Source organism: Microbulbifer sp. A4B17 (assembly GCF_003076275.1).
In the GTDB taxonomy this organism is placed as follows: domain Bacteria; phylum Pseudomonadota; class Gammaproteobacteria; order Pseudomonadales; family Cellvibrionaceae; genus Microbulbifer.
The window spans coordinates 4151675-4167577 of record NZ_CP029064.1 but is presented as its reverse complement, the minus strand read 5'-3'; the positions used below and the strand labels follow the sequence as shown (position 1 = coordinate 4167577).

At 50.2% G+C, this 15903-nt stretch carries 15 protein-coding genes; 4 read left to right on the top strand and 11 right to left on the bottom strand.

Features of this window, described 5'->3' with window-relative positions; all coding sequences use genetic code 11:
- Nucleotides 1-152 precede the first annotated feature (152 nt).
- Genes BTJ40_RS18365 through BTJ40_RS18345 form a run of 5 tightly spaced genes read right to left on the bottom strand, consistent with a single transcriptional unit; the run spans nucleotide 153 to nucleotide 3082 of the window.
- Nucleotides 153-692 (bottom strand): hypothetical protein, encoded by a 540-nt coding sequence (locus tag BTJ40_RS18365; protein ID WP_108734433.1) that lies wholly within the window; start codon nucleotides 690-692, stop codon nucleotides 153-155.
- Between the two features lie 47 nt (nucleotides 693-739).
- On the bottom strand, nucleotides 740-1612 hold the full coding sequence (locus tag BTJ40_RS18360; RefSeq protein WP_108734432.1) for a CsgG/HfaB family protein: 873 nt from the start codon (nucleotides 1610-1612) through the stop codon (nucleotides 740-742).
- Between the two features lie 32 nt (nucleotides 1613-1644).
- On the bottom strand, nucleotides 1645-2064 hold the full coding sequence (locus BTJ40_RS18355; RefSeq protein WP_108734431.1) for a curli assembly protein CsgF: 420 nt from the start codon (nucleotides 2062-2064) through the stop codon (nucleotides 1645-1647).
- Nucleotides 2064-2492, bottom strand: a complete 429-nt coding sequence (locus BTJ40_RS18350; RefSeq protein ID WP_108734430.1) for a curli production assembly/transport protein CsgE — start codon at nucleotides 2490-2492, stop codon at nucleotides 2064-2066. Before BTJ40_RS18350 ends, BTJ40_RS18355 begins: the two co-directional genes overlap by 1 nt.
- Nucleotides 2489-3082: a helix-turn-helix transcriptional regulator gene (locus tag BTJ40_RS18345; RefSeq protein ID WP_108734429.1), complete on the bottom strand. Its 594-nt coding sequence runs from the start codon at nucleotides 3080-3082 to the stop codon at nucleotides 2489-2491. Before BTJ40_RS18345 ends, BTJ40_RS18350 begins: the two co-directional genes overlap by 4 nt.
- Nucleotides 3083-3788: 706 nt before the next feature.
- On the opposite strand from BTJ40_RS18345, the gene BTJ40_RS18340 reads away from it, so the two are divergent.
- The 3 genes from BTJ40_RS18340 to BTJ40_RS18330 all read left to right on the top strand — a co-directional run bounded on the left by BTJ40_RS18340 (nucleotide 3789) and on the right by BTJ40_RS18330 (nucleotide 7146).
- Nucleotides 3789-5225, top strand: coding sequence for a hypothetical protein (locus BTJ40_RS18340; protein ID WP_108734428.1), 1437 nt, complete (start codon nucleotides 3789-3791; stop codon nucleotides 5223-5225).
- Between the two features lie 168 nt (nucleotides 5226-5393).
- Entirely contained in the window at nucleotides 5394-6185 is a 792-nt protein-coding gene (locus BTJ40_RS18335) for a glycerophosphodiester phosphodiesterase (RefSeq protein WP_157954153.1), read from the top strand.
- Nucleotides 6186-6243: 58 nt separating this feature from the next.
- On the top strand, nucleotides 6244-7146 hold the full coding sequence (locus BTJ40_RS18330; RefSeq protein ID WP_108734426.1) for an MBL fold metallo-hydrolase: 903 nt from the start codon (nucleotides 6244-6246) through the stop codon (nucleotides 7144-7146).
- A 67-nt stretch (nucleotides 7147-7213) separates the two neighbouring features.
- Here the strand turns inward: BTJ40_RS18330 and BTJ40_RS18325 are convergent, their stop codons facing one another.
- Together BTJ40_RS18325 and BTJ40_RS18320 are read right to left on the bottom strand one after the other, a co-directional pair.
- Nucleotides 7214-10333: an efflux RND transporter permease subunit gene (locus tag BTJ40_RS18325; RefSeq protein WP_238152056.1), complete on the bottom strand. Its 3120-nt coding sequence runs from the start codon at nucleotides 10331-10333 to the stop codon at nucleotides 7214-7216.
- Between the two features lie 120 nt (nucleotides 10334-10453).
- Complete coding sequence (locus BTJ40_RS18320) at nucleotides 10454-11572, bottom strand: efflux RND transporter periplasmic adaptor subunit (protein WP_108734425.1); 1119 nt, start codon at nucleotides 11570-11572, stop codon at nucleotides 10454-10456.
- A 134-nt stretch (nucleotides 11573-11706) separates the two neighbouring features.
- Here BTJ40_RS18320 and BTJ40_RS18315 point away from each other — a divergent pair, with 134 nt between their 5' ends.
- Nucleotides 11707-12339: a TetR/AcrR family transcriptional regulator gene (locus BTJ40_RS18315; RefSeq protein ID WP_108734424.1), complete on the top strand. Its 633-nt coding sequence runs from the start codon at nucleotides 11707-11709 to the stop codon at nucleotides 12337-12339.
- Here BTJ40_RS18315 and BTJ40_RS18310 read toward each other — a convergent pair.
- The 4 genes from BTJ40_RS18310 to BTJ40_RS18295 form a co-directional block, all read right to left on the bottom strand.
- Entirely contained in the window at nucleotides 12336-12791 is a 456-nt protein-coding gene (locus tag BTJ40_RS18310; protein WP_108734423.1) for a GFA family protein, read from the bottom strand. The two genes, BTJ40_RS18315 and BTJ40_RS18310, sit on opposite strands and share 4 nt — an antisense overlap.
- A 58-nt stretch (nucleotides 12792-12849) precedes the next feature.
- The gene (locus tag BTJ40_RS18305) at nucleotides 12850-13611 is read right to left on the bottom strand and encodes an ABC transporter permease (protein ID WP_108734422.1); all 762 of its coding nucleotides are present in this window, start codon (nucleotides 13609-13611) and stop codon (nucleotides 12850-12852) included.
- Nucleotides 13608-14573, bottom strand: coding sequence for an ABC transporter ATP-binding protein (locus BTJ40_RS18300; RefSeq protein ID WP_108734421.1), 966 nt, complete (start codon nucleotides 14571-14573; stop codon nucleotides 13608-13610). Before BTJ40_RS18300 ends, BTJ40_RS18305 begins: the two co-directional genes overlap by 4 nt.
- Before the next feature lie 92 nt (nucleotides 14574-14665).
- On the bottom strand, nucleotides 14666-15889 hold the full coding sequence (locus BTJ40_RS18295; protein ID WP_108734420.1) for an MFS transporter: 1224 nt from the start codon (nucleotides 15887-15889) through the stop codon (nucleotides 14666-14668).
- Between the last annotated feature and the right edge of the window lie 14 nt (nucleotides 15890-15903).

Sequence of the window (15903 nt, the reverse complement as noted above, 5' to 3'; positions counted from 1 at the left end):
AGATTTTCTTAAGTCTGGGATTTTTACTGTGTAATAGAAATAAATATGTCAATCGTATTAGGTTAGAGCGTAAATAGTCAATAGAGATATCTCAGGCAGAATGTAGAGAGGGTTGTGCGGCGATACTATTCAAGATCCGGTAAAAATTAGCTTCAGTCGTATTGGCTAATATAGGTGGTGGTTGCGCTGCCTGTTACCGTAACAGAGGTGTGTAAGCCATTCCCGCTTTGGTATATGTGGACCTTGTGTAATATGCCAATTTCTTGCACATGGGCGCTGTTCTGTATACCGAACTGGGAGATGCCTGCCGTATTTCCCATACCGTACTGCTCTATATCAATAAGGTTCTCATAGCCTACCTGGATTAGCCCACTCAAATTTTGATCCCCGACCTGACGGGAAAGAATAACATTGTCTTCACCGGCCTGGGTGACAGAGAGGCTGTTTCGATTACCATCCTGGTGTGCCGAAGTGTAATTAGCCTGTCCGGTCTGGCGTACATTGATATGATTTACACCGCCTTCCTGATTTGTAACTGTTAGGTTGGATACCGAGAGTAGATTTGCAGCACTCAGCTCACCAGATACTGCCAGTTCACTGCTGGAATCCAGATCGGAGGCACAGCAGAATCCAGAAGTTAAAAGAAGAGCGACGGCAAGGTCTAGTGATTTATGGTGCTTGTAAATGCTCAATATTTTTCCCTCAGCCTCTTAAGTTCGACCTGTCATGAGCAAACTCATTACATGATCACAGTGCTGTCATTCAAATAGTATTGCAGCACGGGATTGTTGATATCGTCGGGATTCGCCAGTGCCCAGGAGTTGTGGATAATACCCTCGCTGATCAGGTGGATCACTGCCGATTCCATTGCAGAAAGCATAGCAAGCTGTGCGGGCTCATTAAATGTTGTTCCTGCCTCAAGTTCTAATAGGCGTCTGAATCTGATATAGCGGAATACATCGGCACTGATTGCTTTTGAGTATACTGTTTTTGACGTGAGTACGGAGTGAAGAATTTGTCCGGAACGTATATCAATTGCACGTAAATTAACTGTTACTTGGTCGACACGATATTGCTCATCAGCACCAATACCAAAGTATCGTGCGCCAGCACCACCAGTCTGAATGTTCTGATCGTAAGCGACAATTCCCCCTTCTAGTAATACATTTGCAGCGATCAAGGTTGGCAGAGGGACGGTGTTATTGGCAGGTGCATCTGGTTTGGTGAGTCCGGCTCGGATGATTTTACGTTCGGTCAATAAATTCTGTAGCCCTTCACGCTCAAGAGCGATAAACCACCCTGACTCATTCAATACATCCGTTAACATCGCTGCACCACCCTGAGTGACAGCGGTTGAGAAGCTACTATTTGGAGCTGGTTTGTATTGCCCAGTTTGATCGCGAAAGCTATATACTGCAGCTAGAATTTTACCTCTGGGCTCAGGTAGATTGAGCAGATCCCTATAGGTATTCATACGGGGAGTTAGCATTGCATCAGTATGGCCAGGGCCGAAAAGTGCGTCACCAAGACTCTTCACTGCGGAGCAACCGCTAAGTGTTAGTAAGAACGCCAGTGCGAGCAAAGTTATGGCTTTTTTTATTGCATTACGCATTGCCAGTTTTTCCTTCGGAGTTGGATATTACACTAGTTAGTCGGATTGAGCCCACTCACAATGATTTCGCTTTTATCTCCAGTACCGCGGTCGGTGATCAACACAGTTAATACACCGTCGTTGTCAACGATCTGCACGATAAAATCATCTGTAATTAATTCACCACTGTTGCCATCACCTACATCGGTGAGCAGCTGATTGAGTAGTCGGGTTTCCAGGGAGTCGGTAAAACGATCCAGTGCGCTAGGTTGTTCGTACAAGCTATCCGGCTTATCAGGATCCTCATTTCTGTCCTGTGATTGGGCATTTTGTAGTAGATAGGTTCCATTTAATGGATTTCCACCAAAATTAGGGTTTACCGGCTCGTAAATTAACTCAGTGGTATTTCCATTGCTGGATAAAAGCAATGCTACGGACAGGGCGGTGGAATTTATCAAAGATCTGATTTTCATTAGAACTCATCCTTTCCTAAATCAAAATTATCAATAAACACACTTGTTACGCGATCTTGTAAGACTGCTTGGTGGATATACTGTGCTGCTTCATCAGCCAACTGATGTATGTTATTTGTGCTCGGGCTGATAAAGCGTCGAAAAACAATTTTGTCGTTATACGTTACCCAGATCAGGTTGCCCCACCGTGCGGAGGGGCGTTCGTAAACGGTTAAGTTGTATGTGGAATCTGGATAGTTCAGATTTCTGTATTCGCTCAAGTAACGAGAAAAATCATGCCCGGTGCGTGTTATTGTGCGGTCGATGTTAAACCCGCTTATTTCATCCTCTAACTTCCCTGAGTCGGTGTCTGCTGTGGGGACAGTTGTATCGTCTTGGGCTAGGGCAAGTGATGTGCAGACGAGCATAATCAGAGGACTTAGCCTCATATTTTCTCTTCCTGAAGATTGATTTTTGCCCAATTGCTAGCTTGTATACGGTTCTTTACACCGATTTTTCGGAAAATATTGTACATGTGGTTTTTAACTGTGTGTTCACTCAAGTGCAGCTTGGTAGCAATCGCACTATTTGGTTCACCTGTGGTTAGCTGTTCCAAAATTTCCTGTTCTCTGCGTGTCAGTGGTCGGATATTTGGATTGCTGTGATTTTGTCTGCTTTCGCAACTGTGAATAGCGGTATTTAGTTTATGTATCAAGTTTTCCTGGCAAGTATTGCTGTCGCAAAGTAAATAGAAACCACTTTGGCGTAGTCTCTCCATGACGCTTGTTGGCATATCTGCTGGAAAATTAATAAGGAAAGATTTTGGGTGTTTTATCTTTTTTAATTCGGATAAAAATTCCTGGGATTGTGAGGGGATGCCAATTTTCCAGCAGTCAATAATGATTGCCTCGTAGTGCTGAAGGCAATGTCGTTGTTTTCCAATACTTTCCTTTTCCCAGGAAAGCAAGATGGATTGAGAGAATAGTGAAAATAAAAGATCGCCTTGAAGGCCGGAGTTGCTAAAAAAAAGAACCGGCATATACCTCGTACCTCTCCTTGATATAGATAGATCTCTCTTAAAATAAGAGTTTGATCTTCCATCGACTCCTGTCGTTTAGGTTTCCAAAATTACCCCACGTTATCTCCATGACGACGTGGGAGTCAGCGTAAAAAACATATTTAGCGTGTTAGGGAAAAACACTCACTCAATGAGAATTTAGTTTGGAGTGTAGACGTAGGAGTGGTAGTACCAAGGAAAAAATGTGCCTTATTTATTCTGTGTGAATATTTTTATATTTATGTTTTTGTGATTTTTCAAAAGATAAAGAGTTTTTTGCTTTTAAAGCTTTCAATATATAAGCGTGTAAATTGCGTTTTTGGCATTTAGTGGCTTGTTCGTGGTGCTGTTTGTTTTTTTTTGGCAAGTATTGTGTTTAATTGACATCTCCCTGTACTCAGTTTCAACTGGATACAGGTTTTATTTCGCGGCTGCAGAATTGTTAAAGCGATACCTGGAAAAACTATTTTTAGATGTCCTTCTAGCTGTTCCTCTTTTGACTGACTGTTACAGGGCAGGACTTAATAGTTGATTACTGTGGCAGGTTTTCCTGTGATCTACGGGGTTTGGGTTATTTACCATTGCGCAAATGTCGCCGTACTCCTGTACAAATTGTGAACTTTTGGGCGAATGTATTGTCCGCAGCTGTTAGGATGGAGGCCAATTGGGCCGATCGAAGGGGGGAGATATGAGTCAACTAATACAAAGTTTACCATTTTGGCTATGGGGCATCCTGGGGCTGGTTATTTTGTTCCTGGCCCGTGAGCCTGTTCATCGCGCTGTTTATGCTTTAGCGCGCCTGGGCCATCGAGCTTTGAGATTTATCGCGAGTAATATCGACTCTACAGAGCAGCGCCTGGTAGAACGTAATCGTGAAGTGCTTTTTGCCGAGGGAAGGGATGCGGCAGAGCGCCAAATTGAGAGGGAGTTTGAGCGTATAGAGCAAACGGTTCAGCGGGATCTGGCATTGTATCCAACATTACACCGTAAGCTTTGTGAACAGCTCAGTAGTTTGGATGAAGACTATGTACGCAGTGCTGAGATAGCGCCGGAACCATCCAACTGGGCCAGAGCTATTCGCGCCGTTTCGGAAATTCCCGGCAAAGAAGACCCGCTGGTAGCCGATGTGCTCGATACTATTAACCAGTCTATGCGCAAGGCCGAGTCCAAAGCTCTGGAGTCTTACCGTGAGTCCACTCGGGAGAGGCATCAATTACTAAAGCGTATGCTGCCCAGTTGGCGCGCTATGCTTTCAACTCTGGGACGTATTAACAAAAATGTTGAGTCAGTTATTCGGCGAGCCAAAGCTCTGGATGCTCATATGGAGCGCTATGAGGAAATTTTGCAGGAAACGGATAAGAGTCTTCATTTGCTTTCTTCATCCTCTTTCAGCCGTTTCCTGACTGCCTCTCTGGTATTAATGGTTGCTTTAGCTGGCGCCTTGGTGAATTTTCAATTACTGGCACAACCTATGGTGGCAGTGTTGGGGCCCGACGCCTCACTTGGCGGTTATAGCCTCGCCAATATTTCAGCAGCGGTGATTATCTTTTTACAGGTCAGTGTGGGATTGGTGATCATGGAGTGCCTTCAGGTTACACGCATGTTTCCTTCGCTAGGCTCCCTGGGAGAGGGTACGCGCAGGTCGTTATTGGGAGTGGCCCTGGCCCTATTAGTGATTTTGGCTGTGGTGGGTGGAAACCTGGCTTTCTCACGGGAGTTGATTCTGCAGCAGCAATTGCTGGGTTCTGAACAATTGTGGCCAATTCCGATGGCGCAGATGGGGCTCGGGTTTGTTCTTCCCTTGATTTTGGCTTTTCTGGCAATTCCACTGGAGCAGTTTATCCGTTCCGCGCGGACGGTAATCGGTATCGGCGTAGGTTTATCCCTACGGGGGTCGACATTAGTCCTGCGTTTTTTGGCGATGGTTTCGCTGCACTTGGGTGTTTTAATAAACCGTTTTTACGATATCGTTATTTTTATTCCTCTCTGGCTGCAGGGGTTATACCTCCGTCGCAAGCAAGAGGCCGGCAGGGAAGATTTAGAATCGACAGAGCAAACTCAGTCTGTAAAGGATGTGACACTCACCCGCCCAGACCCTGTGGCCAAAGTGGCGGAAGAAGTGTGATTAAGGTTTGAGCTAGTCCTTTCGGGTTTTAAAATTTACAAATAATAGATGCGGTGAAGCATGCTTTGGTTGTCGTTTCTTTTAATTGCCCTGGTTGTCCTGTTTCTCTATGCCCGTTCAAGCCAGGGTAAAGCTGGCCCTCTATGGTTTCCACAAGGGAAGGGGCCGATGGTAATCGCGCATGGTAACGATTGTGGCAATGGTCTTTACCCGGGTAATACGGCGCTCTATCTTGAAAAAATGGTTCAGCTGGGTGTGGATGCTATTGAGGTGGATCTATGGCTCACCGCTGATGGCCATTTAGTGCTCATTCACGATAGAGAGCTGGAAATGTTCTCCGATGGTACTGGTTTTGTGGAAGACAAAACTCTCGACCAGTTGCGCCAGTTAAATGTTGCCTATCTCTGGACCCGAGACGGAGAGGAATATCCCTACAGAGATACTCCCCTGCGTGTTTTAACCCTGGAAGAGGCGCTGGAAATGGTGGGGGATATGCCGATGATACTGGAGATCAAGAGCCGCCAGTACCGCGCGGCAAAAGTGATGTGCGATGTGTTGGCAAAGCGTGAAAAACAGGACCAAGTGGTTGTTTCCTCATTTCACCAAGGCGTGATTAATGAGTTTCGCCGACTCTGTCCGCAAGTGGCGACAGGCACACCTACCGTAGAGGCGGTGGTGTTTTATATTGCGCAATTGCTTCACGCAGAGAATCTCCTGCGTCCAAGCTATAGCGCAATGCAGCTACCGATGGAGCAAAAAGGTATTCCCGTAGTTACTGAAAGTATGGTACGTGCCGCTAACAAGAAGAAAGTCCACTTGGCGGTATGGACAGTGAATGGTACGGAAAACTACCGGCGCTATATTGACCTGGGTGTACACGGTATTGTCACTGACAGGCCGGATCTGCTGATGGAGATACTGGAGCAGCAGCGAGAAACTTTATTGAAGCAGGCAGCTTGAATAAAATAATCTGCTGCCAGCGGTTTTTGGAAAGAAATAATAACAACTGGGAGTTTTTATGAAGAACGTAGTACGTTCCGCCGCCCTGGCGGTTTCTATGTTGGCTGCATCTTTTGCCTCTGCGCAGGATCGTTTTGCCAATGTGGAAATTAGTAGTGAGCCCGTGTCTGGCAATGTTTATATGCTCAAAGGGGCTGGAGGTAATATTGCTGTACTGGTAGGAGAGGACGGCACCTTTATGGTGGATGACCAGTACGCGCCTTTGACAGCAAAAATTCAACAGGCGGTTGCTGAGTTGGCCAAACAACCCTTGCGTTTCGTAATTAATACCCATTGGCATGGGGATCATACTGGCGGTAATGAAAACCTGGGTAAAAGCGGTGCCCTGATTGTGGCTCACGAAAATGTGCGCAAACGGGTAAGTACCGAACAGTTTATTGAGGCGTTTAAACGCAAAGTTGAACCTTCGCCCCCAGAAGCATTACCGGTGATTACCTTCACCGACGCCACCACTTTTTACTGGAATGGCGATAGGGTAAAGGTCCAGCATGTGGGGCCGGCGCACACGGATGGTGACTCCATCGTGCATTTTGCTGAAGCTGATGTGATTCACATGGGGGATATTTATTTTAACGGTAACTATCCCTTTATCGATCTCTCATCCGGCGGCTCGGTGGATGGCATGATTGCAGCTATGGACACCGCTTTGGCGATGGCGGGGGAAGATACCAAAATTATTCCCGGTCACGGTCCTCTCAGTAATCGGGCAGAACTGCAACAGCAGCGCAATATACTGGCAGGGCTCAGGGACAAAGTGAAAGCGATGGTGGATGAGGGTAAAACACGGCAGGAAGTAATCTCTGCAAAACCCACTGCGGAATTTGATGCGCAATATGGCCAGGGATTTATGACACCGGATATTTGGACCGGGATTGTTTACGATTCTCTGACGCGATCTTAGAAAATATAAATAAAAAGGCGGCGCAAGGAAAACCTGCGCCGCCTTTTTAATGGGTTGGTAAGAGGTCTTATTCTGTAGCGGCACTTGGGGTTATGGGCCCGCCAAACTCAGGATTATTTTCCACAGTCTCTTCATTGTGTTCCTCTCGCACCCGGAACCAAGCGGCATAGAGTGCTGGAAGGAATAGCAGGGTGAGCCCTGTTGCAACAATCAATCCCCCCATAATGGCGACGGCCATAGGGCCAAAGAAGTCACTGCGGGATAACGGAATCATCGCCAATACCGCAGTCAGTGCGGTTAATACAATCGGTCTGAAGCGTCTTACCGTCGACTCGACAATTGCATCCCATGGACTGAGGCCCTGGCTGATATCCTGCTGTATCTGGTCCACCAAAATCACCGAGTTACGCATAATCATTCCCGCCAGGGCGATGGTGCCCAGCATGGCGACAAAACCAAAGGGCTTGCCAAACAGCAGCAGGAACAGGGTAACGCCGATCAGGCCCAGGGGAGCCGTGAGGAATACCATGGTGGATAGGGACATACTGCGCAGTTGCAGCATCAGCAGGGTAAAGACCACCAGCACAAATAGCGGCATACCAGCATTGACCGATTTTTGCCCCCGCGCAGATTCTTCCACGGTACCACCCACTTCCAGCAAGTAGCCCGGCGGTAATTTATCGCGAATGGATTGAAGCTGAGGCCACACGGCATTGATGACGGTTGCCGGTAACTCTTCCCCATAAATATCAGCGCGCACGGTAACGGTGGGCAAGCGGTCCCGGTGCCAGATAATACCTTCCTCAAAACCGTACTCCAGGGTAGCAATCTGGTTCAGCGGTACACTGCGGCCGCTGTCGGTTTGTACCGCGAGGTTACCCAATTGGCGCAGGGCATAGCGATCGTCTTCATTACCGCGCACACGCACGTCGATCAACTCGTTATCTTCCCGGTATTGGCTCACAGTGATACCGGTCAAGGAACTTTGCAGAGCCTGGGACAAGGTTGCACTGTTGACGCCCATGGCGCGAGCGCGGTCCTGGTCGATATTGAGGTTGATGGACTTGCTGGGTTCTTCCCAGTCCAGGTGCACATTGGTCACCTGTGGATTATCCCGCAGGCGCTCAGCCACTTCCCGAGCCAGCCCCCGCACTTCGCGGATATGTTCGCCGGATAAACGGAACTGCACCGGGTATCCCACGGGTGGGCCGTTCTCAAGGCGGGACACACGGCTGCGCAGGGTAGGGAATTCCTCATTCATCGTATTGATCAGCCAGCTGCGCACTTGCTCGCGCTCTTCGACACTGCGGGTCATCACAACAAACTGGGCGAAACTGGCAGCGGGCAGTTGCTGGTCCAAAGGCAAGTAGAAACGCGGGGAGCCGGTGCCCACATAGGCGACGTAATTTTCTACCTGATCGTTCTGCGCCAACAGGGTTTCCAACCTTTTGGCCTGATGCTCGGTGGATTTCAGCGAGGCACCCTCGGCCAGTTTCAGGTCCACCATCAATTCGAGGCGTCCGGAGGAGGGGAAGAATTGTTGCGGAACCAGTTTAAACAAAGCGAGCGAGCCGACAAAAATTGCCAGGGTGGCCGCAATCACTGTTTTGCGATTGCGCAGGCACCAGGTAATAAAGCGGCGGAAGCGCTGGTAAAAGGGTTTCTGGTAGGGGTCTGCCACTTCACCGCCTTGTCCGTGTCGCGCCAGGTTCGGCAGCAGGTAGTGGCCCAGATAGGGTACAAAGACCACGGCGGCAATCCAGGAAACGATTAGCGACAGGGTGACCACTTGGAAAATAGATCGGGTGTATTCACCGGTACCGGATTGGGCGGTGGCAATCGGTAAAAAACCGGCGGCGGTAATCAGTGTACCGGTGAGCATGGGAAAAGCGGTGCTGGTCCAGGCGAAGCCGGCGGCTTTTAGCCGACTGAGCCCCTGCTCCATTTTTATCGCCATCATCTCTACCGCGATAATGGCATCGTCCACCATCAAGCCCAGGGCGAGTACCAGTGCCCCCAGCGAGATCTTGTGCAGTCCGATATTGAAGTAGTGCATCAGCGCGAAGGTCATCGCCAATACCAATGGGATCGATAGCGCCACAATTAATCCCGGGCGGCTGCCAAGGGAGAAAAAACTCACCAGCAGTACGATACCCAGAGCTTCGGCCAGCACTTGCAGGAATTCGCCGACACCGCGTTTTACTGCCGCCGGTTGGTCGGAGACCTTGCGCAGTTCCATACCTATGGGCAGATCTTCCTGTAGTCGGGCAAAGGTTTTATCAAGGGCTTTACCCAACTTTAAAATATCTCCCCCTTCCTTCATGGAAACGGCGAGGCCGATGGCGTCCTCTCCCATAAAGCGCATACGGGGCTGGGCCGGATCGCTAAAGCCGCGATGTACCTGGGCGATATCTCCCAGGCGCTGGGTACGGCCATCTGCGGTAATAGGAAATTGGCGTATTTCATTGACTGAGGTAAATTGTCCGCTCACACGGATACGCACCCGGTCACTCACAGTATCTACAAAGCCGCCATCGGTGACCTGGTTTTGCGCTTGCAGGGCGTTTTGAACCGCAGACAGGGGAATGCCCATGGAGGCCAATTTGGTATTGGATATTTCCACCCAAATTTTTTCGTCCTGCAATCCCAGTAACTCGACCTTGCCTACATCCTTAACTCGCTGAAGGGCCAGTTGCAGCCGCTCAGCGTAGTCCTTCATCAGTGCGTAATCGAAGCCACTGCCGGTGAGGGCATAAATATTGCCGAAGGTGGTGCCAAACTCGTCGTTAAAAAATGGGCCCTGGATATCCGGCGGCAGGGTGTGGCGAATATCCCCCACCTTTTTGCGCACTTCATACCAGAGATCGGGAATGTCACGGGAGTGCATATCGTCCCGGGCAACAAACAATACCTGGGATTGCCCCGGACGGGAAAAAGAGGAGATACGCTGGTAATCACCGGTCTCCAGTAATTTCTTTTCTACCCGTTCGGTAATCTGGCGGGACACATCTTCGGCACTGGCGCCGGGCCAGACGGTGTTGATCACCATCACCTTAAAGGTAAAGGGTGGATCTTCACTTTGCCCCAATTGGGTATAGGAGAAGGTTCCCAGCAGTCCCAGGACGATCATTGCGTAAAGCACCAGCGGGCGGTTTTTTAAGGCCCACTCGGAAAGGTTAAAACCCATGGCAGTTTCTCTGTTTCAAGGGCGGCTCTACTGTTCGCGGCCGCACTTTGGAAATTGTTATCGAGGCTTTATTGGGAATTAATTTGCGCGGGCAGGTATTATTGTTCCCGCGCCTTTAATTTATTCCTGATGGGCGAGAGACGGCCCCTGTTCAATGGGGCGGTTCATACGGTCCACAGGGCGCACCACCATACCTTCCTGTAATAAATGGGTACCTGCGGCCACGATCCAGTCGTTGCGTTCCAACCCGGAAAATACCGAGACAAATTCTTCACCGTAAGGACCCAGGCTGACAGGGGTTTTGTGCAGTGTTTTTGTCTCTGGGTTTAACACCCATACAAATGCGGCACCATCGTCGGCACTGACCGCTGACATAGGAACTTGGAGTACATCGGTTTTTTCCGCCCTGGGGACAAATGCCCGTGCACTCTGGCCGATTTCTACACCGCTTACTTTATTCTCGAAAGCGACCCTGGCTTCAAAGGTGCGGGATATGGGATCGGCTGCTGGTGACAGTTCGCGGATGCGTGCGGGGAAAGATTGGCCCGGTTGGGACCAAAGTTCGACAGTTAGCAGTTGGCCTACTTTAAAGCGACTGATGGATTGCTCTGGCAGGTCGATACGCACTTCCCGTTCACCATCAGCTGCCAGCTCGAAAATGCCCTGCCCGGAGGCAACGACCTGGCCAGCCTCGGCCATGCGGCGGGCGATCACGCCACTTTCCGGTGCCTTAAGTACGGCATAGGCAGCCTGGTTGCGGGCCACATCCAGCTGTGCCTTGGCCTGCTGTAGACGCGCTTCGCTGGCTTCGAACTGGGTTTCTACGGTATCGAATTGGGAGAGACTTACCAGCTGCTTTTCCAATAGCTTGCGGTGGCGCGCGAGTTCGCTGCTAGCCAGGCGTTGGTCGGCCTCGGCGGAAGTATGGCTGGCGCGGGCTGAATCCAGTTGCAACAGCAGGTCTTCAGTATCCAGTTCCGCAAGAGGTTGGCCCTGTTCCACACGGTCGCCGACATTTACCAGGCGCCGCTGGATTTTTCCTCCGATACGGAAGGCCAGTGCCGGTTCGAAGCGGGCCCTTACCTCGCCGGGGTAGACATCGGTTTGCGCGCTGGCCAGGGTGGGACGCACCATAACAGCGGGGCGCGGTTTGGTTTCTTTTTCTTTGGATTCAGAGGGGGCACAAGCGCTCAGCAAAAGGCTGAATGAAAGCACAGCGAGGATTAGCATTTGGTACATATTGGCTTCCTTCCCCGGCGCTGGCGCGTCGAGGCAGATCCGTGACTGGGTCAAGCATGGCCGGACGGCCATCAATGTTATACTGGCGAGTATAGTATATTTAATGAACTAACGAGTCTAGTATATGGAGAGCTATGTCTGAGCAGACCCAGACGACCGCCCCGCGCGGTCGCCCCAAGGATCCGGTGAAACGCCAGGCCATCCTGGATGCCGCCAGGGACCTGTTTTTATCCCACGGTTTTGCCGCCACCAGTGTGGATGCGGTGGCTTCGGCCGCGGGAGTGTCCAAGCTCACGGTCTACAGCCACTTCTCCGATAAGGAGACGCTTTTTAGCGCCGCCATTGCCTCTCGCTGTGAAATGATGATGCCTCTGCCCATCTTTGCCCTGGAAGAAGGGGAGTCGGTAGAGCAGGTTCTGGAGCGTATCGGTGACGCCTTCCTGGGGATGGTGGAGAATGAGGATAGCGTGCGTCTGTTACGCCTTTTGTGCGCCCTGGCATCCCAGGAATCGGAAATGTCCCAGCTGTTTTTTGATGCCGGTCCACAGCGGATCTTGGGGGAGATAGAGCAGTTACTGCGCAGGGCCAACCAGTTGCAGATGCTGAAGGTGGATGACCCTGCCGTGGCTGCGGAAGACTTTATAGGTCTACTACTCGGCTGTAACCATATGCAGGTATTGATCGGCTGTCGGCAAATGGCGACTCCGGAAGAGCGTCGCGAGCGTGTACAAAAAGCCGTGAGGACATTTATGTGTGCCCACCACTAGGGCCCCGGTTCGGAGTTGTCGTCGGTATTTTTGGGTGGCCCCGCCATTGTAGGGCATAGAGCGATATCACTGGCGACCTGTAGCCACTCCGGTTTACTGCGGCTGTAAATATAGCGTTCGGGATAAATAAATTCTGGTGCATCAAATGCACCGCCAGCGAATCCTCGGTACTCGGGTAGGAACTCCAGTGTCCAGGTAAGTGGGCTGCCGCAATCGGGGCAGAACTGATTCTTTATCCAACGACCGGCATCGGAGTAAAGAGTGTGGGTTTGCAAATGGCCCTGTAGAAAGGCTATTTGTTTCTTTTTGAAGTAGACCGATAAGCCGATGGGGCTACCGCTGCGCTTTCTGCACCATTGGCAGGAGCACAGGCTGACCCGGTGGGGGGAGCCGAGGGCGCGAAAGCGCAGTTGTCCGCAAACACAGCCCCCTTCGTGATATTCCTCCACCATAGTGAGTCCACCGCTGTACTGTCTTCATTAAAGGTTGGCACAGCGGTGTGGGGTGAGATTAAGTTTTGATACGGTATCCGGTACGGAAAATCCACCAGACGGTGGTGAGGCACAGCACCAGAAAGAGTAATGTCATGCCGATACTCAGTCCCAGGTTAACATCGGCCACACCGTAAAAAGCCCAGCGGAAGCCGCTGATCAAATAAACTACCGGGTTGAACAGGGTAATTTTCTGCCACACTTCCGGCAGCATACTGATTGAATAAAATGCACCACCGAGAAAAGTGAGCGGTGTGATGATCATTAGTGGGATAACCTGCAGCTTTTGGAAGTCATCAGCCCAAACCCCGATAATAAATCCGAACAGGCTAAAAGTGACCGCAGTAAGCGCCAGGAAGGTCAGCATCCACCAGGGGTGCACGATTTCGTAGTCCACAAAAAAGCGCGCAGTCAGCAGTATCAACAGCCCCAATAAAATGGACTTTGTGGCTGCGGCACCTACATATCCGGTGACGATTTCGAATGAGGATATGGGGGCTGACAATACTTCATAAATGGTGCCGGAAAATTTGGGAAAAAATATTCCGAAAGAGGCGTTGGAAATACTCTCGCTGAGCAGTGCCAGCATTACCAATCCTGGAATAATAAAGGCCCCATAACTGACCCCGTCGATATCCCCCATACGCGATCCAATCGCCGCACCAAAGACAATAAAATAGAGAGATGTGGAGAGCACCGGTGAGGCGATGCTCTGCATCAGGGTGCGCCAGGTGCGGGCCATCTCAAATTTATAGATGGCGCCAATTCCATACCAATTCATGCCTGTGCCTCCCTGCTGAGCTGCTCTTCCCGTTCAAGTCGAGCACCGTGAACCAAGTTGACGAATATTTCCTCCAGGGAGCTTTCCCGGGTGTGTAAATCACGGAATTCAATATTGGCGGCATTTAAACGGCGCAAAAACTCCGCAAGACCGGTGTCCTCGCTTTTGATATCAAAGCGGTAAACCAGCTGGCTGCCATCGCTGCTGAGACTAAGTGGCAGGTCGGCAAGGCTCTCTGGAATTTGTTGCAGTGGTGTGGGCAGTTGCAGGCTGAGTTCTTTCTCCCCCATTTTTTTCATCAGTGCATTTTTCTCCTCAACCAGAACCAGTTGGCCGTGATTGATAACACCGACACGATCGGCCATTTCCTCGGCCTCTTCGATATAGTGGGTGGTGAGGATAACGGTTACCCCTGACTCCTTCAGTTCGCGCACCATTTGCCACATATCCTGGCGCAGCTCCACATCGACCCCGGCGGTGGGTTCGTCGAGGAAGAGCACATTGGGTTCGTGGGATAGCGCCTTGGCGATCATCAGGCGGCGCTTCATTCCTCCTGAAAGCGTAATAATTTTGTTATCTTTTTTCTCCCACAGGGATAGCTGCCGTAGAATTTTCTCCAGATAGGCGGGATTGGGAGCCTTGCCAAATAGGCCGCGGCTGAATTTCACTGCTGCCCAAACGGTTTCAAAGGCATCAGTGGATATCTCCTGGGGCACCAGACCAATCTCATTGCGAGCCTTGCGATAGTCCCGCTGAATATTGTAACCATTGACAGTGACTTCACCGCAGCTCGGATTTACGATGCCGCAGATAATGCTGATCATGGTTGTCTTGCCCGCGCCATTGGGGCCGAGCAAGGCAAACAGTTCTCCCCGCTGAATTTCCAGGTCGATATTCTTCAGGGCGGTAAACCCCTCGGAATAGGTTTTTCCCAAGCCTTTGATGGAAATAATCGATTCCACTTTTTCTCCTTGCCAAAATTACCGTACGGCTTTGACTGTGTGTTGTTTGGTGGATTTATCGGGCAGAAAGGAGGAATACCTTTCCTGTCGGATCAGTTTCCCGATCCCAGCCCGGAAGTATATGCTAATGCGAATTCTTTTTTAATTTTAATGATGTATATCAAAGTGGCGCTGGAGGCGGCGAACATCAAAATTAAAGCCATGGATGAAAATGCACTGGAATACCCCATTTTATCAATCCAGGGCTGTCTGACGAAAGGCGAAATAAATTGCCCAAGAAAAATTCCAGTCGTCAGAAATCCCGCAGTTTTCCCTCTTTTTGACTCCGGAGCAGACTCGAGAGCCGTAGAAAAGATATGTGGTATCAGGGTACCCATTCCAAGTCCGTAGAGGGCAATAAAAGCAACTATTTCCGTCAGGTTTTGAGCGCCGGCGAGCAGCCCAAAGCTGGCGGCCATAATAGTAAAGCTTGCGATAAAAACGCCGAGCACTCCCAGTTGATTCCGGGCTCGCCGGTAAATCAGTAATGAGGCGATGGCTCCCATAACATTACTGGAGGCGATAGCCATAGCAATAAGGCTGGGTGAGGAGATTTCTATCTCGCGCAAGTAAAAGGAGACCTGAGTTGGAATCAGGGTAAAAGCCAGGCTATTTAAAGTTGCCGCCGCCAGTAGTGCATAAAATGCGAGTGAATTAGCTTGTTTTTCTTTTTTTGGGTCCCTGTGCTTGAAAGAGCTTACTTGCGCGGGTTCCCAAAGGAAAGTTTTAACTGCTGGAACTAGTAGTAAGGCCAAAAAGTAAATTGCGAAGGGGGCGCGCCAATGTATGCTGGCCAGCAGTCCGCCCAGAGTTAGAAATACGACTCCACCGATACTGATAAAAGTACTCTGCTGGCTCAAATAAGTTAGGCGTTGCTCCCGGCTGAAATAATTCCCCACCAGGGCTGTTACCGAGGTCATTGTTCCGGCCACTGCAACTCCCAATAGTAGGCGGCTAGTCAGGATACCTGCGAGACTATCCTGAAATAGGGCTAATAGACCGGATAGTCCATAGAGTACCAGGGCTGCTTTCAATAATTGCAGGCGGCCATGGCGATCAGCAATCCAGCCTGCTAATGGAGCGCAGAGGGCAATGCTCAAAGCGGGCAGGGTCACTACCAGTCGGCTCCACAAATCACTATTGGGTGTCCCTGAGAAATACTGCTGCAGTGCAGGTAATGACGGGGCTACAGTGGCCCCCGACATGATAGTGAGTGCTGCCAGGCACAGTAATGTGATACGGCTCTGAGACGGTATCCCGCTGGTCGTGTGCTTCATGATTATTGGTCGCT

Bases quoted from the DNA above. Each gene is read 5' to 3' on its own strand.
- BTJ40_RS18360 (WP_108734432.1), bottom strand. From the start codon at position 1,612: ATGCGTAATGCAATAAAAAAAGCCATAACTTTGCTCGCACTGGCGTTC.
- BTJ40_RS18355 (WP_108734431.1), bottom strand. From the start codon at position 2,064: ATGAAAATCAGATCTTTGATAAATTCCACCGCCCTGTCCGTAGCATTG.
- BTJ40_RS18350 (WP_108734430.1), bottom strand. From the start codon at position 2,492: ATGAGGCTAAGTCCTCTGATTATGCTCGTCTGCACATCACTTGCCCTA.
- BTJ40_RS18345 (WP_108734429.1), bottom strand. From the start codon at position 3,082: ATGCCGGTTCTTTTTTTTAGCAACTCCGGCCTTCAAGGCGATCTTTTA.
- BTJ40_RS18340 (WP_108734428.1), top strand. From the start codon at position 3,789: ATGAGTCAACTAATACAAAGTTTACCATTTTGGCTATGGGGCATCCTG.
- BTJ40_RS18335 (WP_157954153.1), top strand. From the start codon at position 5,394: ATGGTAATCGCGCATGGTAACGATTGTGGCAATGGTCTTTACCCGGGT.
- BTJ40_RS18330 (WP_108734426.1), top strand. From the start codon at position 6,244: ATGAAGAACGTAGTACGTTCCGCCGCCCTGGCGGTTTCTATGTTGGCT.
- BTJ40_RS18325 (WP_238152056.1), bottom strand. From the start codon at position 10,333: ATGGGTTTTAACCTTTCCGAGTGGGCCTTAAAAAACCGCCCGCTGGTG.
- BTJ40_RS18320 (WP_108734425.1), bottom strand. From the start codon at position 11,572: ATGTACCAAATGCTAATCCTCGCTGTGCTTTCATTCAGCCTTTTGCTG.
- BTJ40_RS18315 (WP_108734424.1), top strand. From the start codon at position 11,707: ATGTCTGAGCAGACCCAGACGACCGCCCCGCGCGGTCGCCCCAAGGAT.
- BTJ40_RS18310 (WP_108734423.1), bottom strand. From the start codon at position 12,791: ATGGTGGAGGAATATCACGAAGGGGGCTGTGTTTGCGGACAACTGCGC.
- BTJ40_RS18305 (WP_108734422.1), bottom strand. From the start codon at position 13,611: ATGAATTGGTATGGAATTGGCGCCATCTATAAATTTGAGATGGCCCGC.
- BTJ40_RS18295 (WP_108734420.1), bottom strand. From the start codon at position 15,889: ATGAAGCACACGACCAGCGGGATACCGTCTCAGAGCCGTATCACATTA.